General features: G+C 41.5%; 29 protein-coding genes. 23 read left to right on the top strand and 6 right to left on the bottom strand.

All coding sequences use genetic code 11. From position 1 onward, the window contains the following. Window positions 1-191: 191 nt before the first annotated feature. The 21 genes from ACKI39_RS00700 (at window position 192) to ACKI39_RS00600 (ending at window position 11367) form a co-directional block, all read left to right on the top strand. Complete coding sequence (locus tag ACKI39_RS00700; protein ID WP_407396646.1) at window positions 192-956, top strand: GNAT family N-acetyltransferase; 765 nt, start codon at window positions 192-194, stop codon at window positions 954-956. A 17-nt stretch (window positions 957-973) separates the two neighbouring features. After that, the gene (locus tag ACKI39_RS00695; protein ID WP_407396644.1) at window positions 974-1396 is read left to right on the top strand and encodes a GNAT family N-acetyltransferase; all 423 of its coding nucleotides are present in this window, start codon (window positions 974-976) and stop codon (window positions 1394-1396) included. Between the two features lie 3 nt (window positions 1397-1399). After that, window positions 1400-2281 (top strand): PhzF family phenazine biosynthesis protein, encoded by an 882-nt coding sequence (locus ACKI39_RS00690; protein ID WP_407396642.1) that lies wholly within the window; start codon window positions 1400-1402, stop codon window positions 2279-2281. Between the two features lie 47 nt (window positions 2282-2328). Further along, window positions 2329-2607 (top strand): DUF3781 domain-containing protein, encoded by a 279-nt coding sequence (locus ACKI39_RS00685; protein ID WP_407396640.1) that lies wholly within the window; start codon window positions 2329-2331, stop codon window positions 2605-2607. Between the two features lie 99 nt (window positions 2608-2706). Then, entirely contained in the window at window positions 2707-3096 is a 390-nt protein-coding gene (locus ACKI39_RS00680; protein ID WP_407396638.1) for a bleomycin resistance protein, read from the top strand. Between the two features lie 45 nt (window positions 3097-3141). Next, window positions 3142-3837, top strand: coding sequence for an aspartate/glutamate racemase family protein (locus ACKI39_RS00675; RefSeq protein ID WP_407396636.1), 696 nt, complete (start codon window positions 3142-3144; stop codon window positions 3835-3837). A gap of 49 nt (window positions 3838-3886) precedes the next feature. Then, complete coding sequence (locus ACKI39_RS00670) at window positions 3887-4270, top strand: VOC family protein (protein ID WP_407396634.1); 384 nt, start codon at window positions 3887-3889, stop codon at window positions 4268-4270. Window positions 4271-4282: 12 nt separating this feature from the next. After that, window positions 4283-4711, top strand: a complete 429-nt coding sequence (locus ACKI39_RS00665; RefSeq protein ID WP_407396632.1) for a GNAT family N-acetyltransferase — start codon at window positions 4283-4285, stop codon at window positions 4709-4711. A gap of 34 nt (window positions 4712-4745) precedes the next feature. Continuing rightward, the gene (locus ACKI39_RS00660) at window positions 4746-5285 is read left to right on the top strand and encodes a nitroreductase family protein (protein WP_407396630.1); all 540 of its coding nucleotides are present in this window, start codon (window positions 4746-4748) and stop codon (window positions 5283-5285) included. Window positions 5286-5318: 33 nt separating this feature from the next. Further along, window positions 5319-5468, top strand: coding sequence for a nitroreductase family protein (locus tag ACKI39_RS00655; protein ID WP_407396628.1), 150 nt, complete (start codon window positions 5319-5321; stop codon window positions 5466-5468). Next, complete coding sequence (locus tag ACKI39_RS00650) at window positions 5465-5635, top strand: hypothetical protein (protein WP_407396626.1); 171 nt, start codon at window positions 5465-5467, stop codon at window positions 5633-5635. The genes ACKI39_RS00655 and ACKI39_RS00650 overlap by 4 nt, the downstream gene beginning before the upstream one ends. Before the next feature lie 12 nt (window positions 5636-5647). Continuing rightward, window positions 5648-6442, top strand: coding sequence for a hypothetical protein (locus ACKI39_RS00645; protein WP_407396624.1), 795 nt, complete (start codon window positions 5648-5650; stop codon window positions 6440-6442). A 7-nt stretch (window positions 6443-6449) separates the two neighbouring features. Then, complete coding sequence (locus ACKI39_RS00640; protein WP_407396622.1) at window positions 6450-6860, top strand: VOC family protein; 411 nt, start codon at window positions 6450-6452, stop codon at window positions 6858-6860. Between the two features lie 96 nt (window positions 6861-6956). Continuing rightward, on the top strand, window positions 6957-7613 hold the full coding sequence (locus ACKI39_RS00635) for a phosphotransferase (RefSeq protein ID WP_407396620.1): 657 nt from the start codon (window positions 6957-6959) through the stop codon (window positions 7611-7613). A gap of 296 nt (window positions 7614-7909) precedes the next feature. Then, window positions 7910-8227, top strand: coding sequence for a TfoX/Sxy family protein (locus ACKI39_RS00630; RefSeq protein ID WP_407396618.1), 318 nt, complete (start codon window positions 7910-7912; stop codon window positions 8225-8227). Window positions 8228-8256: 29 nt separating this feature from the next. Next, window positions 8257-8589, top strand: a complete 333-nt coding sequence (locus ACKI39_RS00625) for a DUF3795 domain-containing protein (RefSeq protein WP_407396616.1) — start codon at window positions 8257-8259, stop codon at window positions 8587-8589. 4 nt (window positions 8590-8593) lie between these two features. Next, window positions 8594-9649: a DUF3795 domain-containing protein gene (locus tag ACKI39_RS00620; protein ID WP_407396614.1), complete on the top strand. Its 1056-nt coding sequence runs from the start codon at window positions 8594-8596 to the stop codon at window positions 9647-9649. Between the two features lie 69 nt (window positions 9650-9718). Beyond that, complete coding sequence (locus ACKI39_RS00615; RefSeq protein WP_407396612.1) at window positions 9719-10153, top strand: DUF3795 domain-containing protein; 435 nt, start codon at window positions 9719-9721, stop codon at window positions 10151-10153. 89 nt (window positions 10154-10242) lie between these two features. Then, complete coding sequence (locus tag ACKI39_RS00610; protein ID WP_407396610.1) at window positions 10243-10386, top strand: hypothetical protein; 144 nt, start codon at window positions 10243-10245, stop codon at window positions 10384-10386. 117 nt (window positions 10387-10503) lie between these two features. Further along, on the top strand, window positions 10504-11019 hold the full coding sequence (locus tag ACKI39_RS00605) for a GNAT family N-acetyltransferase (protein WP_407396608.1): 516 nt from the start codon (window positions 10504-10506) through the stop codon (window positions 11017-11019). A 117-nt stretch (window positions 11020-11136) separates the two neighbouring features. After that, the gene (locus ACKI39_RS00600) at window positions 11137-11367 is read left to right on the top strand and encodes a tautomerase family protein (protein ID WP_407396606.1); all 231 of its coding nucleotides are present in this window, start codon (window positions 11137-11139) and stop codon (window positions 11365-11367) included. Between the two features lie 39 nt (window positions 11368-11406). On the opposite strand, the gene ACKI39_RS00595 is transcribed toward ACKI39_RS00600, so the two are convergent. The 4 genes from ACKI39_RS00595 to ACKI39_RS00580 are packed head-to-tail and all read right to left on the bottom strand — an operon-like array spanning window position 11407 to window position 17411. After that, the gene (locus ACKI39_RS00595; protein ID WP_407396604.1) at window positions 11407-12378 is read right to left on the bottom strand and encodes an oligopeptide/dipeptide ABC transporter ATP-binding protein; all 972 of its coding nucleotides are present in this window, start codon (window positions 12376-12378) and stop codon (window positions 11407-11409) included. 28 nt (window positions 12379-12406) lie between these two features. Beyond that, on the bottom strand, window positions 12407-14476 hold the full coding sequence (locus tag ACKI39_RS00590; protein WP_407396603.1) for a dipeptide/oligopeptide/nickel ABC transporter permease/ATP-binding protein: 2070 nt from the start codon (window positions 14474-14476) through the stop codon (window positions 12407-12409). Further along, complete coding sequence (locus ACKI39_RS00585; protein WP_407396601.1) at window positions 14476-15561, bottom strand: ABC transporter permease; 1086 nt, start codon at window positions 15559-15561, stop codon at window positions 14476-14478. The genes ACKI39_RS00590 and ACKI39_RS00585 overlap by 1 nt, the downstream gene beginning before the upstream one ends. 20 nt (window positions 15562-15581) lie before the next feature. Next, window positions 15582-17411, bottom strand: coding sequence for an ABC transporter substrate-binding protein (locus ACKI39_RS00580; RefSeq protein WP_407396599.1), 1830 nt, complete (start codon window positions 17409-17411; stop codon window positions 15582-15584). Between the two features lie 55 nt (window positions 17412-17466). Between ACKI39_RS00580 and ACKI39_RS00575 the strand changes: the two genes are divergently transcribed. After that, window positions 17467-18000 carry a dihydrofolate reductase gene (locus ACKI39_RS00575; RefSeq protein ID WP_407396597.1) on the top strand — a complete coding sequence of 178 codons (534 nt, stop codon included), beginning with the start codon at window positions 17467-17469 and terminating at the stop codon, window positions 17998-18000. An 8-nt stretch (window positions 18001-18008) separates the two neighbouring features. On the opposite strand, the gene ACKI39_RS00570 is transcribed toward ACKI39_RS00575, so the two are convergent. Then, window positions 18009-18821: a hypothetical protein gene (locus ACKI39_RS00570; protein WP_407396595.1), complete on the bottom strand. Its 813-nt coding sequence runs from the start codon at window positions 18819-18821 to the stop codon at window positions 18009-18011. 277 nt (window positions 18822-19098) lie between these two features. Here ACKI39_RS00570 and ACKI39_RS00565 point away from each other — a divergent pair, with 277 nt between their 5' ends. Further along, window positions 19099-19251 carry a hypothetical protein gene (locus ACKI39_RS00565; protein ID WP_407396593.1) on the top strand — a complete coding sequence of 51 codons (153 nt, stop codon included), beginning with the start codon at window positions 19099-19101 and terminating at the stop codon, window positions 19249-19251. A gap of 52 nt (window positions 19252-19303) precedes the next feature. Here ACKI39_RS00565 and ACKI39_RS00560 read toward each other — a convergent pair. Next, window positions 19304-19413 (bottom strand): IS3 family transposase (locus ACKI39_RS00560; protein WP_407396682.1); only part of this gene is annotated, 110 nt, incomplete at its 5' end.

Genomic DNA, 19413 nt, shown 5'->3' with positions numbered 1-19413 from the left:
TGCATTTATTTTTTTTATCCATAGAACAATCATATGGCAAAATTCCCCATAAACAAGGCAGAATAAACATCTTTTAAACGTTTACTCAAAACTGCAAATTCTATATTTTCTTCTATATAATTAAAGAACTGCTTTATTGAATAAGTTCCGGCGGAACAGCAACATTGAACTGTCTGCAAAGGAGGACGACTGTGGTATACGAGCTGAATGAGATAAACGAAAAAGTGAGATCCCTTTTTGCAGGATGGAAAGAAACATTGATCTACTCATGCCTTCAGCAGGTCATGGGAAAAGTTTTTGTGACTGATGTTGAAAACCCAGAATCCGCTGCTGCCTTTGTCGGGTGCTTTGAATTTTTTGCTGGAGTTCCGGATGAAGAACTTGTACGGAACAAGCCTGAAGGATTCATCATCATGACACCCCAGAACGACGGATGGAGTTGTCTCATCGAAAAATGTTTTCCGGACGCAAAGAAAAACACACGCTATGCAATCAGAAAGGATACGGTTTTTGACAGGGCCCATCTTGAGAAAATGGTGGCACTTCTCCCTGCCGGATACGAGATAAGAAAAATTGACAGCGACCTTTATGACAGATGCCTTTTGGATCCTGTAACGGCTGACTTTGTTTCTTCATTTGGGACAAAAGAAAAGTTTCTTGCAATGGGACGCGGAGTTGTGATTTTAAAGGATGGAAAAATCGCGGCAGGAGCTTCATCATACACAAGGTACAGGGAAGGAATTGAAATTGAAGTCGACACCATGCCTGACGAGCGAAAGAAAAACCTTGCCACCGCAGCCTGCGCACGACTGATTTTGAATTGCCTTGACGAAAATCTTTATCCAAGCTGGGACGCGCAGAACCTTACTTCAGTTCATCTTGCGGAAAAACTTGGATACAGGTTTGACCACGAATACACGGTCTATGAAGTTTCATCGGACATGCGGACACATTGAGACCAGAGAGGCACAGAATGATGGGAAACTTTGAATTCATAAACACAATTGAAATTGAAATCTACAAGAAATTCCGCCACAGTGTTGGCTGGGGTGATCTGCATCATGAACAGGTGGAGGAGCTCTTGAAAAACAGCATATGTTTTTCATGCCTTATGGACGGAAAAACTGTAGGCATTTACAGAATCCTCTGGGACGGCGGATACACGGCCTACCTTGCCGATGTCATAGTGGATGAAGAATTCCGCGGACAGGGAATCGGAAAGAAACTTGTGGAACACGCAATTGAAGAAGTCAAATCAAGAATGCAACCAGGTTGGAAAGTTAAAATGCTTCTGCTTGCCGCTAAGGGGCGCGAAAGTTTTTACGAGCAATTTGGATTTGTCAGCCGTCCCAATGACCACGAGGGCTGCGGAATGAATATCATATTGGAGAAATGACACATGGGAAAAATCAAATATAAAAAAGTGGATGCATTTACAAATGGGAATTCTCTTGGAAATCCAGCCGCCTGTCTTTTTCTTGGTGAAAAAAAATTAAGTGATGAAAAAATGCTTCAGGTTGGAAAGGAACATTCAGGTTTTGTTTCTGAAGTTGTTTTTGTAAACAGCTCTGATATCGCCGACTGCAAGCTGACTTATTTTTCATCGGAATGTGAAGTTGAATTCTGCGGTCACGGAACCATTGCCACCATGTACGAATTCATCAGAAACAATCCGGCGTTAATGGAAAAAGCGGAAGTAAAAATTGAAACAAACCGCAAGGGAATCCTTTCCGTATACAACGAACTGAAAAAAGAAGATGCGGTCTACATCACTTCTCCAGAGACAAAGGAACTTGAACTTTCCGTTTCAAAAACTGAAATACTTAGTGCCCTGGAAATTGATGAAAGTGTTCTTGATTCCACTTTGCCAATTGACCATATTGAGGCAGGACTGAAAACTTTAATCGTTCCAGTAAAGAAACTTGCGGATGAAATTTCCATCTGGCCTGATGAAGCAAAACTGAAAGATTTTGTTCTTGGCAATGGAATGGAAAACATCTTGATTTTTTCCATGGAGACGGAAGATAAAAGCAGCATTGCCCACACAAGGGTTTTTGCACCAAAATTCGGCTATCTTGAGGATCCTGCGACAGGTTCATCAAATTCCGCCTTTGCCCGCTATATGCTTAAAAATAATCTTTGGAATGGAACTCCGGCAAGTCTTGAACAAGGCGGTGATGACAGGGTGTTCAACAAAGTGAAAATAAAGGAAATGAATGCCGCCATTCTCTTTGGTGGCAGTGCAACATTAAAGATTGAAGGCGATTATTTCATCGGTTGACGGAGGCGGATATCTTCTGCCCATTGTAAAGTGAATAAGGAAAAGAAATGGAATACCAATGTCATCAAGCAACTAAAACCAATACGGATCTTCTGGCCAACATCGATAAAGTCCATACTACAGAAATGGGAGTGGACCGCATCAGAAAAAATCTGGGAATCACTGAAGACGATGTAGTGGAATACTGCCGCAAAAAAATTCTTTCAACTGACTGCCATATTTCAAGGCAGGGTAAGAACTGGTATTGCAAAACAGACGGAATCATCATAACTGTGAATTCTTTCAGTTATACCATCATTACGGCACATAAAGATTTGGGAAGATGAGTTTGAATCCATCGAAATATACGGTGGAAATGGAATTAATTTGTCCGATGGTAAAAAATCATCATGAGGGATTATAGGAATTTATAAGCGAGGAAAAAAATGAAATTCAATTCACTGATACCTGAACTGTCCGTTACGGACATTGAAAAGACAAGACATTTTTACTGTGATGTTCTTGGATTCAAAATCGAATATGAACGACCTGAGAAAAAATTTATTTTTGTTTCATACGAAGGAAACCAGATCATGCTTGAACAAATCAACGGCTATTGGAATACAGGAAAACTTGAATATCCTTTTGGCCGCGGAATAAATTTTGAAATCGGTGTTTCAGATGTGGAAGCGGTCTACAATCGTGTAAAAGCGGCGGGCATAAAACTATTTGCCGACATGGAAACAAGCTGCTACCGCGAAGGAAACAATGAAATTATCCAGAAGGAATTCCTTATTCAGGATCCCGACGGATATCTTCTGCGTTTTGCGCAGTGAGCATTTGTCATTAAATTCATGGCATGATGAACTTTAGGAGAATTTATGAAAACCATAGGAATTATCGGCGGGACAAGCTGGGAAAGCACCGTAACCTACTACCAGATTATAAATGAAAAAATCAAGGAAACTCTTGGCGGACTTTCTTCAGGAAAGATTCTTCTGTACAGCGTGAATTTTGCAGAAGTCGAAATGCACATGGCAAAAGAAGAATGGAATGAAGTTGCAGAAATTCTTGGGGATGCTGCAGTTCGTCTTGAAAAAGGTGGCGCTGATTTCATTCTTCTTGCAACAAATACACTTCACATTGTAAGTGATGAAATTCAAAAGAGAGTTTCCATTCCAATGATTCACATCGGTGATGTAACTGCGAAGGTTCTTAAATCAGCCGGAATAAAAAAAGCCGCCTTGCTTGGAACACGCTTTACGATGCAGAAAGATTTTATGCGAAAAAAGTTCACCAGTAATTCCCTGAATGTAATCATTCCTGATGATGAAGAAATGAAAAAGATTGATGAAATTATATTCAAGGAACTTTGCCTTGGGATAGTCAAAGAAGAATCCCGAAAGTATTACCTTGATGTAATTTCGCATCTTAAGGAACAGGGTGCAGAATGTGTTGTTCTTGGCTGTACGGAAATCGGAATGCTCATAAACAAAGACAATTCTCCACTGCCGGTTTTTGACACGGCAATCATTCATCCGGAAGAAGCAGCAAAACTTGCACTTATCGAGAAATAAAATATGAGCAAGTATAACGAACTTTAGGAATATGTTTCAAAAAGTGAAAATGAAAATCGAACACGTTGCAATGTATGTTAAGGATCTTGAAAGAGCCAGAGATTTTTTTGTGGAATATTTTGGAGCAAAATCAAACGAGGGCTACCACAATGAGGCAAAAAAATTCCGTTCATACTTCCTGACTTTCGACGACGGCGCACGGCTTGAGATTATGAATCATCCTGATATTTGCGGTGAAGAAAAACAATTGCGGAGGTCAGGATTCATTCATCTTGCACTCAGTGTTGGCTCAAAGGAAAAAGTTGATTCACTGACAGAAAGATTAAGGGCAGACGGATTCCAGGTTGCAAGCGGACCAAGAACAACAGGTGACGGTTACTACGAAAGCTGCATCCTTGATTCAGAAGGAAACCAGATTGAAATTACGGTTTAGGAGAAAATAGAAATGATCACCTACAGAGAAGAAAGACTTAGTGTTGATTCCTACATTGATTTTCTAAAGCACACCGATCTTGGCTCGCAGTATCCAAAGGAAAGATTCCGGGAACGCATTGAACGGCTTGTAAAAAATGTTTCAATCAGTCTTGTTGCAAAAGACGGAAAAAAAATTGTTGGAGTTCTCTTTGGTCTTACGGATTTTGCCTACTGGCTTTATGTGACCGACCTTGGCGTGGACAGGGCTTACGAAAAACAAGGCATTGGCCGCACGCTGATGAAAATGGCACATGAAATTGCCGGAGGAGAAAAAGACATTGCGGTGTATCTGATTGCCAATGACAAGGCTGTTTCTTTTTATGAAAAAATCGGAATGGAAAAATCAAAGGACGTGATGCAGTTCAGCAAAGTTGAATGGACTGATTTTGTGGTGGAATAGGAAAAGAAATCAAAGAATTGGGATAGGAAAAAAAATGAATACACTGGATGCAATAAATTCGAGGCGCAGTTACAGGGGAAAATACAAGGATATTGCGGTTCCAAGAAGTGACCTGATTAAGATAATTCAGGCTGGCATCAGTGCACCTTCTGGCTGCAACAGACAGACCACATCCTTTATTGCAGTTGATGACAAGAAAGTTCTTGATGAACTCAAAAGCGTCATTGATCCTCCGGTGGGGGAAACTGCACCTGCGGCAATATGTGTTCTGACCCAGCGCATCAATGCCTACCGGGACAAATGTTTTGCCGTGCAGGATTATTCGGCCGCCATTGAAAACATGCTTCTTGCCATTGTTGAACTTGGTTACGAAAGCTGCTGGTACGAGGGCCACATCACGGACGACGACGGCATAAACCACAGGATGGAAAAAATCCTGAAAGTGCCACAGGGCTATGAGCTGGTGTGCTTTCTTCCGGTGGGTGTTGCAGAAGAAGATGTCAAGTTGCCTAAGAAGAAAGCCTTTGATGAACGTGCATGGTTCAACTGTTTTGGGAACAACCAGCAGGTTTGACCGCACATGAAGCATAAAATGAAAGGGAAAGTTATGGAATTTTTTGAAGCGATAGAAAGAAGAAGGACAATCAGGGATTTTGAGAATGTCAGGATTCCAGACGGTGTGGTTAAGAAAATAATCGGAGCAGGATTTAAAGCTCCTACAAATGACCACATGAGGAAGGTTATGCATGCAACTTGAGGATTCCTCTTGGTAATGAAGGCGAACATGCAAGAAAAGTTCTTGGATTCCCAGAGGATTATCTTATGCCGTGTTTCATTGGAATGGGCAAGGCGGCGGCAAATGCAAAAATGATCAGACAGAAAGAAATTTCTGTAGAATCAAGAATTCATAAAAATATCTGGTAAAAATAAATGGATATGAATGCAAATGATTTTAAAAATAGACTTGTGGAATTTCTTTCAGATGATGAAAGGATTCTGGGAATCGGACAGACGGGAGACATGAACGCGCCGCTGATTCCGGGCAAAAGCGACATCGACATGTTCGTGCTTTGTACAGATGTTCCTTCGAAAACTGAACGGGAAGAAATGTACAGAAAGTTTTCCGCAGAATATGAAAGCCTTCAGATGGAAGTCTGCGGCGGAGGAATCTGGGGATACGGCGACATCTTCATGTGCGGCGGAATCGACGTAATGCCCATGTATTTTACGGTTGAGGAAATGCAGGGCTATCTTGAAGAAGTCCTTGACGGAAAGCATCTTGAAAAGGAAGGACGCTTTTATCCCATTGGCCGCCTTGCAAGCATCGAGTCCATCAATATTCTTTTTGAAAGAAATGAAACCTGGTCAAATATTGTGGCTCTTGCAAAATCACATCCGGAATCTTTGTTCCAGAAATGGTACCAATCCGAATGCTGGAAAATGATTGACGAAGAAGACCTTGGACGTGCCGAGCTGCGTCACGAAGTTCTGTTCTATCATCAGGTTGTGGAAGAATTCCTTGACCACTTTCTGCAGGCCCTTTACGCAAAAAACGACTGCTACTTTCCAAGCCGAAAGCGCACGGAAAAAGCCATTGCAGAATTCAAAAAGAAGCCTGAAAATTGTTACATGCGGCTTTTAAAAGTTGTAGAACTTGCAGCAAAGGAAGAAACCATTGAAGCGTCCGTTACGGAACTAAGAAAGCTGGGGAACGAACTTAAGGAAATATGAGGTGTATATGCATTTAGATGGATTCGGATTGCTTGTTGAGGACATGGCAAAGATGATCAGATTTTACAAAGATGTCCTTGGTTTTGAAATCAAGGAAGATGAAAACACGACCAATGTCTATCTTGTAAAAGACGGAACTTTGTTTCTTCTCTACGGAAGAAAAGATTTTGAAAAAATGACGGGCAGAAGGTATGATTATGTAAAGGGACTGAACGGTCATTCCGAAATGGCACTTTATGTCGACACCTTCGAGGAAGTAGATTCCGCATTTGAAAAGGCCGTGAAGAACGGCGCGACTCCCGTACTGGAACCTGAACTTGAACCCTGGGGACAGCGTACCTGCTACATCGCCGACCCTGAAGGCAACCTCATTGAAATAGGTTCATGGAACAAGCCCTACACAGAAAAGGATCTGTAAAATGCATGAAGAATGTTCTTTCCGACGGAAATGAATGTCGGTTCAGAATTGAATACGAATGACAGTGACAGAAAATAAACAAATGGAAAAGAAAAAATGAAACTGATGGCAACTGGAAATACGGCAGAAGTTTTTGAATATGATGAAGGAAAAGTCTGCAAGCTGTTCAAGGACGGATATCCTCTGGACAGCATCAAGCGGGAATTTGAAAACACACTATTGATGAACACGGCTTCCATTAATACACCAAAGGCATACGAAATCATTCAGCTTGATGGCCGCCATGGAATCATCTTTGAAAAAATTACTGGTGTGGATTTAATGTCTGAATTCCTTAAGAATCCGGAAGACAAAAATCTTGCTGCAGAAATAATTGAAAATCTATCCAAGCTTCAAAAAGAACTTTTGTCTTCAGAATCCACAGACGGAATTTCCTACAAAGATTTTCTTCGCTATTTTGGATTTGAAAAAGCTGACCAGCTGCCTGATGGAAAAAATATCTGTCATGGTGATCTGCATCCGGGAAACATTATCCGGACACCAGAAAATAAATTTTACCTGATTGATTTCATGAATGTCTGTCTTGGACCAAAGGAATACGATGTGGCACGAACCTACGTTCTGCTGACGGAAAACAATCCTGCCGCAAAAGAAACGGGAGAAATTTATCTTTCACTTATGGGAATGTCTTTTGTTCAGATTGAACCATACCTTGAAGCAATTTATTTTTGCCGTAAAAAAGAAACGCTATAGGAAGAACAGGGAGCAATCTAAACAATGAAAGAAATAATCATGCAGCCCATCGGCTATGTACGGAACAATGGTGCTGGACATAAAACCATATTATCCGGTCTATGACAAGAAAGATGCCACAGTTCCGGAATGGGTGGACCGCCTGAAAGGAATATTTTAGAGACAAGGCAAAGGGATTCATTCTTGTTACTGACAAATCAAATGAGTCTGCAAAAAAGTTTTATGAGGCGAACGGTTGGAAAACAGGTGAATACGATTTTTATACTTTCTTTTATTCATAGAGGATCTTTACAGTAATGGCATCGAGCAAAGAATATCTTGAATATATTTTGGAACAGCTTTCTTGCCTTGAAGAAATTTCTTACAGGCAGATGATGGGTGAGTTTATCATTTACTATAGAGGAAAGATTGCAGGCGGAATCTACGACGACCGTTTTCTTGTGAAGAGTGTTGAGTCTGCACGTCGTCTTATGCCAGATTCAAGTTTTGAAATCCCTTATGACGGAGCAAAGGAAATGCTTCTTGTGGACAACGTTGACAGCAGGGAGTTTCTTACAGAGCTTTTTAAAGCCATGTATGACGAACTGCCTGTCCCTAGAACAAAGGATAAATAATTATTTAATTTCAAGAGGAGAAGAATAGAATGAAAGAATTTATTGCTTACTGTGGTCTGGATTGTGAAAAGTGTGATGCCCGCATTGCAACTTTGAATAATGACAATGAACTTAGAAAAAAAGTTGCAGCAGAATGGACAGAACTGAATCATGTGGAAATTACGCCTGAAATGATTAACTGTGCCGGGTGTCGTGTTGAGGGTGTCAAAAGTCCTTTCTGTGATTCAATGTGTGAAATCCGTCAGTGCGGTTTGTCAAAGAAATTTGAAACCTGCGGAAACTGCGGCGAATTGATGACTTGCGGGAAAGTCAAAATGATTATCGGAAACAACAAAGAAGCATTGGAAAATCTCAGAGGTTAATTTTATGGACAAAGAATGGTCAGAGAAGAACAAGGTATTTCAGAAGCTGATTTCCAAAGAAGCAACTTTCAAAGACGGAATTAAAATGCTGCTTGAACTTCGTGCTTCCGTTTTTGAGCAGATTACCCAGATTGTAAACGGTTATCCTGAAAAGGCTTTCTATGAAATGCCTTTTGCCGGTGCCGGAGGCTATCACAGCAAGACTTTGGCTTATTCAATCTGGCATATTTTCAGAATCGAAGACATAGTTTGCCACACTTTAATTTTACAGGACAAACAGATTCTGGAACGAGGAAACTGGCAGAAGAAAACTGGAGCTGACATAATCACCACCGGAAATGAACTTGCCGGCCAGAAGATTGCTGAGTTTTCACAAAAGCTTGATGTAAAATCCTTGTACGAATACGCAAAGGCTGTCATGGATTCCACGAATGAATTTTTGCAGTCAGTGGATTACTCCATGTTAAAGAACAAGTTTATTGAAGAAGACCGCAATCGTGTTGCAGAATGTGGTGGTGTCAGCACAGACGAAAATGCAGTCTGGCTCATTGACTACTGGTGCGGTAAAGACGTAAAGAGTCTTTTGAAAATGCCTTTCAGCCGGCACTGGATCATGCACGTGGAGGCCATGCGCCGCATAAAAAATGAACTATGCAAAAGATCCCGCAAAGGAGTTGATCCAATCGCCTACTGCGGTTTTTCATGCAACCATTGTTTCCTTTCACAGTGGTGCGGTTCATGCAGGACGGAATACAACACCTGTTCTTTTGCAACCTGTTCACCAGATGGAATCTGCCCCAACACAAAATGCTGCAAGGAAAATGGTTTTGACGGCTGCTGGGAATGTCCGGAAATTGAATCCTGCACCAAGGGATTTTATACTCCTGAATGTGACGGCGCAAATGCGGCAAAGGCCCAGGCACTTTACATCAGAAAATACGGCAAGAAAGAATTCCTGAAATTGCAGGAACGGCTTCATGCCAAATATGAATTTTCAAAAACTCAGGAAATCTTGGGACAGGACATTTTTGAAGGCCTGAAAATTCTTGAAGAAAATTAGATTTATATTTATCGAGAAAAATACTATGCAGGTTAAGATAAACAGGTAAAGCATGATGAGGAGCAAGTGATGAAATGGTACATTGAAAAACTGGAAGAATTAAAAAAGGCAGTTCCCGTTTATTCCGTCTGTGGAGATGACTGCGCCGTATGTCCACGTCATGTTGCGAAAACTGACGAGGAATTGCATGAGACTGCTCTATTCTGGCACAGGATCGGCTGGAGGGACAGGGTATTAAGCAACGAGGAAATCAAATGTTCCGGCTGTGGGTGCCATGAAAAGTGCAGCTTCATGATTCTGCCATGCACAAAGGAAAAAGGTGTTGAAAAATGCGAGGTCTGCAAAGATTTCTGCTGTGATAAAATTCATGACGTTCTTTCCCGTTCCAGCATAAAGGAAGAAGAAGCCCGTGCCCTATGCAAAAGCGAAGATGAATTCCAGATGCTTAAAAGGGCTTTCTGGAACAAGGAAAAAAATCTCGGAATCAAAACAGACGGGTCCTGAAAGATGAAATAAGTTTCTACGGAGGAAAAAATGTTCAATTACATCTGGCCACTTGCAATAATAGTGCTGTCAAATATCGTCTATCAAATATGCGCAAAAGGATTTTCCAGCAGATGAACACCTTTGCATCAATGGCAGTAACCTATGCAGTTTCAACCATATTCTGCATCATTGCATATTTCATTTCTGCAAAAGACAAAAATCTGATCCATGAATTTGGATATGCAAACTAGGCAACTGTAGTTCGCGCACTTTTTTATCATGAAGTTGTAAACTTGCGCAAAGTCTTTAGTGTAGCAATCTGCCTCTTTGGACTTTGGTTCATAAACAAATAGCGGAGGATGTAACAAATGCATATCCAGTTGAAAACAGACAGACTAACGTTAGTTCCAATTGAACTAAAATACCTTGAATCAACCCACAGCTATGCGGGTGACATTGAAAACACTAAATTCATGATGTTCCTACCGAACGATAGTTTAAAAGAAACGGAAGCTTTCATCCTCAGATGCCAGGAACAATGGGCCTGCGACAACCAGACAAGCTTTGAATTTGCAATCCTATACGATGGGAAGCATGCAGGCGGGATAAGCCTTGATCTTCTGGAAAATAGCAGCGCCGAACTTGGATGGATCATACACAGGGATTTCCAGAGAAAGGGAATTGCAACGGAAGCCGCAACAAAAATCATCCAGTTTGCAAGAGAGGAACTAAAGGTAAAAAAATTCATAGCCCACTGCGACGCGGAAAATGTTCCGTCGTACAGGACAATGGAAAAACTTGGAATGCACCGGGTAAGCGAATCAGGCGGAAGAAGAAACAAAAGTTCCAACGAAGAACGCAGAGAATACCTTTATGAAATGTAATGACTGACACTGCGATGATTTTCATTACAGGACAATCGAGCGAAGGAAACAATCCATTCGATTGTAAACTTAGAAAAGTTCCAAAGAAAAAAACTTGGAATTGCAAAGGAGAATTAAATGCCACATGTAGAAATCAAATGTTATTCTGGAAGATCCGATGAATTAAAACGGGAATGTGCGTACAAGGTTGCCGAAGCCATTGCCGCAACTTTTGGATGCAGCAAATCCAGTGTATCCGTCGCCATCAAGGATTTTCCAAAAGAAGAGTGGAAAGAAAAAGTATGGGACGTAAACATCGCACCAGAAATGGACCGTCTTTACAAAAAACCGGAATACTCCATGTCATAAAACCAACGGCAACCAGACAAGCTTCGAATTCGTTATCATCTACGAAGAAAGCTCAAAGCACCTTACTTTATGTCCTTCGGAAACTTCCTTCCATTCGGGGATTTCCTCGCGACATTTTTCCGTTGCCTTTGGACAGCGGTGGGCATAAGGACAGCCTTTTGGTGATTCAAGCAAAGTATTCATCTCACCGTTCTTTTCCACGGCAAACTGACCACCTGCACCTGCAAACAGGGCCTGGGTATACGGATGGAGGGCATCCTTGTACATGTCTTTTGCAGGACCTTCCTCCACAAGCATTCCCCGATACATTACGCCGATGGTGTCGCAGAACCAGCATGAAACCTTAAGGTCGTGGGCAATGAAAAGGAATGACAGCCCACGCTTTTCACGAAGCTCCTGCAAAAGATTCAAAATCTGAGCCTGAACGCTTACATCCAGTGCGCTTACAACTTCATCGCAGATTAAAACCTCAGGCTCCATGATAAGACCACGGGCAATGGAAATGCGCTGGCGCTGACCGCCTGAGAATTCAGAAGGCTTTCTATCAAGGTCCTTTGCATCAAGACCAGTTTCTTCAAGGATTGCGGCAGCCTTTGCACGAGCATCTTCCTTACCCTTCCACTTTGATGAATATTTCAGCGAAGAAGTCAAAATGTCATAGACCGTAAGCCGAGGATCAAGGGAGCGGGAAGGATCCTGAAAGACGTAGCGTACCTTTTCGCGGAACAGGGCCAGATCTTTTTTGCTCATCTTCTGGACATCCTTGATCTTTCCTTCGTCGTAATAAATTACATTACCACTGTCAGCCTCATACATGCGGATCAGAAGCCTTGCCGTAGTGGTTTTTCCGCAGCCGCTTTCACCAACAAGCCCATAGGTCTGTCCCCTCTTTATCTCAAAGGAAACATCGTTCACCGCATAGACATGCTGGTCTGCCTTTGCAAAAAATCCTGCATCAAGTCCAAAGCGTTTCCTTAAATTGCAAACTTGTATTACTGTCTTGTTTTCCATAGTTGTTTCCTTATCTGTTGGTTCAAACTCAGTTTATGCAGCTGTATCCAGGTTCCCTACATTTTTCCGATGCAAGGGAACATCTTGGTGCAAAAGGACATCCAGGTTCAGGGTTTGCAGGATCCGTTACCCTTCCGGAAATTGCATGAAGCTCGCTGTCCTTGTAGCTGGTACCGAATTTTGGACTTGAAGCAAGAAGCGCCTTTGTATACGGATGCCTTGGGTTTTCAATTATTTCCCTTGAAGGTCCCTGCTCCATAATGAGACCGCCGTACATTACGATAATCCTGTCGCACAAAGATGCAACAAGATCAATGTTGTGGCTGATGAAAATAATTGATAGCTTTCTTGTTTTCCTAAGATCTGCAAGAAGCTCAACGATCTGTGCCTGAATGGTAACATCAAGGGCAGTTGTAGGTTCGTCCGCAATCAAAAGGTCGCAGTCCTGGGCAAGGGAAAGGGCAATTGAAATGCGCTGAAGCTGTCCGCCGCTGAACTGATGAGGAAAATTCTTAAGGCGTTTTTCTGGATTTGGAAGCCCAACTTCCTTGAGGAGTTCGATTGTCTTTGCCTCGCATTCTTCCCTTGTGATTTCTGGATTTGAATTGCGCAAAGTTTCTTCAAAGACTGAACCCACATTCTGCAGCGGATCAAAGGAACGGCCAGGCTCCTGAAAAATGTATCCTATTTTTTTACCGCGGAACTGACGGAGCTGTTTTTTATCAAGGGCTGTCATTTCAGTTCCTTCAAAGAAAATTTTTCCTTCAACGGTCGCATTGTCTCCGTGGAGTCCAGGAATTGCAGTTGAAGAAACAGATTTTCCACTGCCGCTTTCTCCAACGATTCCAAGGATCTCTCCCCTGTCCATTTTATAGCTTACGCCACGTACGGCAAAAACCTTTATACTCTTTTTCCCTCGGAACAGATCAAAGGTAACATGAAGATTTTCAACGGAAAGGAATTCATCTGAAGCTTTCTTTTCTGATGCAGAATTTTTTTCCGCAGCAATATTTTCCTCAGCCGTTTTTCTAAAATTAAATCTGAAGAAAGGCTTTTTGAAAACGCTGTGGTACGGATCATAAAAATCGCGCAATGCATCGCCAAAGAAATTGAAGGCAAGGGTCACCAGAAGCAAAAGCCATACTGGAACCAGAAGCCATGGAAAATTTCTTAAATTGTTCAGGGTTGAAATGTCGCGGTTGATTAAACTTCCCCAGCTAACGGCAGGATCTGCAATACCGAGTCCAAGATAAGACAAAGTTGTCTCACTCATGATGAAGCCTGGAACGGCAAGGGTTGTGCTTACGATAAGGAGGCTTGTGATCTGCGGAATGATGTGGCGGAAAATAATAACAAGGGAAGGCATTCCTTCAAGAATTGCATTCTGAACAAATTCTTCCCTCTTGATTGCGTGAACCATACCGCGCAAAGTTCTTGCACTGCCTGGCCAACCAACAAGAGAAAGAAGGACTGTTATGATCATGTAGGATGTTCCACTGTCCATCTTTGAATTCAAAAGGGAGCGCAAAAACAAAATCAGGTAGAGCCCTGGTATAAGCATAAAAAATTCGCTGAACCTCATGATGCACCAGTCGGTCTTTCCGCCAAAGAATCCTGCAAGTCCTCCAAAGATTATGGCAAGGACAAGGGAAACGGCACTTGCTATGAAACCAATTGTTAGTGAAATGCGGCTTCCATAAACGATTCTGCTGAACAGATCACGGCCCAGATTGTCGGCTCCAAGCAGGTAAACAGGGTATTCTCCGTCACTTGTACCAAACAAATGAACGTTAGTTTTTATGATTCCAAGTACCTTGTATTCGCTGCCCCTGGCAAACAACCGAAAGTTATGTTCGAGGCCCTTTACCCTTGCATACTGCCAGGTGGAAGGCTCAAGAACCCTGTATTCACGAACCTTAAGTCCTCTTGCGGTCAGCTGAAGATTTGCTGGATGAAAGGTGTTTTCCGGAAAGGATTTTGTTGCAGGATAAGGTGCAATGAATTCTGCAAATATCATTATGAGGTAAATGATGCCGATGAAAACCAATGATGAAAAAGCAAGTGGTCGGGATTTTATGTACTGTAAAAATTTTTTCATTAGTTCGCTCCGTATCTGATTCTTGGATCCACAACCGCAAGAAGAATGTCCGAGATGACCATGCCTGCAAGAACAAGGGCTGAAACGAACATGCTGTTTGCAAGAACAAGATTTACATCCTGCTGAGTAACCGCCTCATACATAAGACGACCGATTCCAGGATATGCAAAGATGATTTCAAGAATAAGGCTTCCGCTGAAAAGTCCCGCAAGAAGATTTGCACTGCCGGTAATGTAAGGATTCAATGTATTTTTAAAAGCGTGGTTAAGGTAAACGCGACGCTCGCTGATTCCCCTGGCACGCAAAGCCATGATGTAAGGCATGCCCATCTGATCAAGCATTGTTGAACGGATCATCCTCATGGTTCCACCGATGCCACCAAGAAAGGAAGCAAGCAACGGAAGGAAAATATGGTGCATATAGCTGAATGTAAATTTCACCGGTGCTTCGCTGAATGGAAATTCAGGATATGCCGTTACAGGGAAAAGCCCAGTCAAAGATGCAAAGAGCTGAAGCAAAATCAAAAGAAGAATTCCAGGGAAAGCATGGAAGAACAATGCAAAGAAAGTTGCCGCTATGTCCGTTCTTGTGCCTGCCTTGGACGAAAAATAAACGCCAAGCAAAAAGGAAAAAGCCGTAATGAACACAAGGGAAATCAAATTCAGCAGGACCGAATTCCATATCCTTGAAGATATAAGGAAGCTTACAGGGGCCCTCGAAATCAAACTGGTTCCCAAATCGTGATGGATTACAACGCGCTTAAGCCATGCCCCATACTGAACATAGAATGGTTTGTCGATTCCAAATTCTTCGCGAAGCTTCTGTTCCTGCTCTTCTGAAAATTTTGCGTCCTGAGCTGACTGCTTTGTTTTTCCCGCAGACATTTCCGTCATGATCTGCTGGCTCATCATCTGGTCAACGATATCTCCAGGAGCAAGTTCCATAAGGCCGAACAGAGCAAAGCCAAGAAGATACAGAAGGACAATCATTGTAACGATTCGGCTCAATATGAAGGAACCGAGGGGAACTTTTTTTCTGAATACCGTCCATGGGTAGACCACGGTGGATTTTAATTTGCTGAACATTTTCATTTTATACCGCCTGATTACTGTGCAAAAACATATTCCGTTCTTGCGCCGTACATGTTGTCATAATAAAGGTTTTCCTGATTCCATTTATTCTGGATTGCATAGAAGCTTCTTGAACTTACAAGGTAGATGATAGGACACTGCTCAAGGATGATTTCCTGATACTCGTCCCAGTATTTTTTTGCCTGAACTTTGTCGATGGTGTAGCTTGCATTGTTGTAAAGCCAGTCGACCCTTGCTTCCCAATCAGTTGCAGGTTTTGGCTGAAGGGGATACCAGAGGTGAAGGTTTCCGTAGCTTACCCAAACATTGCTACCCTGGGATGGGAAAATGCTTCCGCCAGTAAGGCCGATAATAAGAGACTGCCAGTCGTAAGTTGATGTAAGCATTTCTACGATTTTCTGGAAATCAGTCTGCCGAACATTGATTTTTATGCCAACTAACGAACATTCGTCAGTAATAATCTGGGCTATGTCGCTCATAGTGCTGCTGGAAGCGTTTATAGTAAGGTCAAATTCAACAGGAACATTGTCCCAGTCACGCATTATTCCGTCTTTATCCTGCCTTATACCTGCCTTTGCCAGAAGCTCCTTTGCCTGCTCCACATTGTAGCGATACTTCAGGCTGATGCTCTCATCATAGAAGGCATTTGGTTTTGCAAAGAAAGAATAGCATGGATCTGCAAGTCCACGGTATGTCTGCTGGATGATTCTTTCTCGGTTCAAAAGGCAGCTCATTGCCTGGCGGAATTCCTTCTTGCAGAACCACTTGTAGTACTGGCTATCCTTGTTCTTTGGATTCTGATTGAAACTCCAGAAAGGCGCACTGAAGGAACCGTCCGCCCTGTAGACCGTATAACCGTTCTTCTGGGAATTTACCACCTCATCGATTTCTTCAGGACGAGGCCCGTAGCTTTCAAGTCTTCCCTGCTTAAAAAGAAGGTATGAAGTATTCTGGTCTCCAACAATCTGGCAGATCATGGTATCCATGTAGGGCAAGGTATTTCCTGACGAATCCTTTTCCCAGTAATTTGGATTTCTTTTATAGACTATTCTTTGTGCAGGCTTGTATTCTGCAAAATGCCATTTGCCGCAAGAAGGAATTTCACTTGGATTTTCAGAAGCATTGAAAAGATCCTTGACTCCATCAGTTCCATTTTCTTCCTTTGCCTTTTTATAAATAAACGAAGGCTTAATCGAACAGTTTGTCGTAAGCAAAGGTTCTGCAACTATGCGTGGAAAAATGAAGTCGAATCTTTTTTCATCAACCTTCACGCATTCAATGTGTCCCTGCTCTCCGTTTTCAAGCTCAAGAAACTGTCCGCCGTAACCAGAACTCTGGAAAACTTCGTCACCTTCGATTTCGTTGTACCAGAAGACAACATCATCGCTTGTAACTGGAACCGTCTCTTTTTTTCCATACCAGGACCAGACCATTTCGTCACGCAAAGTATAGTGAACGGTAAGAGTTCCTTTTTCTTCATCTGTCTCTACTTCAAAAAAAGCAGCTTTTGGAATCCATTCTTTTTTTATAGGATCATAGTCCACAAGCCATTCAGAAATCATTTCCATAAGGGCGCTGGAAGAACCGTCCCTTTCCGCAATGAGATGGTTAAAGGTTTTTGGATCTGCAAGAATTGAATCGTTCCAGATGCCGCCTTCTTTACCCGCCACAAAATCCTGTCCGCCGTAAGGTTTATATTGAGTACGTTCCAGAAGATGCTGACCTGCATGTGCACGATAGTCTTCGATTTCTTCAAGAGTCATTTCAGGAGTTTTCTGTCCACACGAAATAAATGTTAAAGAACAGACAAGCCCCAACAAAGATGCATAGATTTTATTTTTCATTTTTCCCACCATCTTAATGATAGTATTTTTTTAAGCTTTTTACTATTCTAAAACCATGAGCAAACTGAACGCAATTTTTGCCCGCGGACTCAACGGAGAATTCTCACTTTCAGACGGAAGCCTTCCGTGGACGAATGTTCCTGAACTTTCGGAAGATGCAAAAAATGACATGGCTCATTTTAAAAGCATGACCATGGGCGGCATTGTGATCATGGGATTCAACACATACAGAACTTTTAAGAAACCTTTGCCTGGCAGAATAAATGCTGTAATCGACAGAAACTGTGAACCAACTTCCTGCAGCACAATCACCGACGGCCAATTTATTTTTTTCAGCTCCCTGGAATCGGCAATTGATTATTTTTCAGACGAAAAATTTTCAAGACAGGAAATGTTCCTCATCGGCGGCGCAAAACTTTTTGAGTATGCCTTGAGCAAAAATCTTGTGGATGGGAAAATCTACGAAACGGTTTTCAATGCAAGGTTTCCAGATGCAAAAACTTTCATAAAACCTCTTTCAGAAGAATGGAAAATTACTGAACGACAGAGCAACGGCGGGTATTCGGAAATTTTAATTCACGAAAAATAACATCCGCATCAATGAAAACACAAGTTTATTCCTCCGTCCCAAGCTTTTTTAAATGACATGATTTTTTCATTGCCATTTTTTATGGTAAGCATACTGATGTAACTGGTGCAGACATTTCCTTTCTTGCTTTCTTCTTTTGTTTCAAGGGATTCAATATCTTCTTTTAAGTGTGTTTTAAAATATTCTTTAAGGCTTTTGGGAATTCCCTTCATTGAAACGGTTTTTGAAATGAAGTCAGGTAAAGTTTCCACATCAAAGTGAAACGTTTCGTTAATTTCAGGATCTAGTGACAGGTCAGAGATTTCTTTCAGCAAATTTTTCAAGGATTTATAATTTGTAATCTCATAGGAACAATCGTAGACAGCCTTTATCCCTTTATCTTTTCTAGAAGAAAAAAATTCGTCCAGCGCATCATTGATCGGTGCATCGTGACCATGACCAACTCCCCTATGATCGAGCTCCACATAAAACCAGTTTTTCTTCCCGCCACTCATCCAATTTTCAGAGGATGATTTTGAAACCGTAAAATCTGCAGGAATTTTTGTATTCATGAAATTATCAGAATGGAAGCTGAAAGACATGCTGTACTTGTCGCGGGTAAAAACATCATAGTCAAACCATTCCCTGTCATAGTTTTCAATTGAAAGCTGAATTTCTTTTTCTTCTAGGGTTTCTCTCTTGTATTCCGTCCGTTCATAGTTGGGATGAATTTCTTTTTCTTCTAGGATCTCTCTTTTGTATTCCGTCCGTTCATAGTTGGAGTCTGGAACTGATCCTGATGAAAAATTTATTTTACCGTTTTCCATCTTTAATAAAATCATAAAGGTTATTATTACAGAACCACCCAGGCTGAATAGAAAAAAGATAAATGTATATCCATCAAAGTCCCAGTCATTGAGCCTAAGTCCGCCTAGAAAAAATACGCAGAATAAACTTAAGAAAATTGTCAGTGCCTTTTTCATACTCTTACGCTACAAGTATACATTTTATGCATCTAATACTAAACACTTTTCAAACAATTGAAAGTCGTCTTATAATAAAGAAAATTAAAAATGGGAATATTCCCAAAGTGAGGTAAAAATGATAGGTGCTATTTGTATGATTATCAGCGGATTCTTATGTTACTTAAACGGAAAGAAGACAGTTACTGCAGGAAACGATAAGGGAAAAATCTTTGAATATATTGGTCTTGCAATCTGTGGAATCGGAGTTGTGCTTTTACTAATTCTTTTTATTGTGATCGGAATGTAAGAAGAATGAAAGCGGTCGAACTGAAGTGCACCCCAATTATTGGACACTTTAACTAGGCTGATTTTAAGGACTGATTCCTAAATTGTAAAGGAGTCAGTCCTTTTAATTTAACCTTGATTCTCTTTTCATTGTACCATTCGAGGTATTCAACCAATTCTTTCT

Source organism: Treponema sp. (assembly GCF_045641405.1).
In the GTDB taxonomy this organism is placed as follows: Bacteria; Spirochaetota; Spirochaetia; order Treponematales; family Treponemataceae; genus Treponema_D.
The sequence above is the reverse complement of the archived record's forward strand: the minus strand, read 5'-3'. Positions and strand labels throughout refer to the sequence as shown.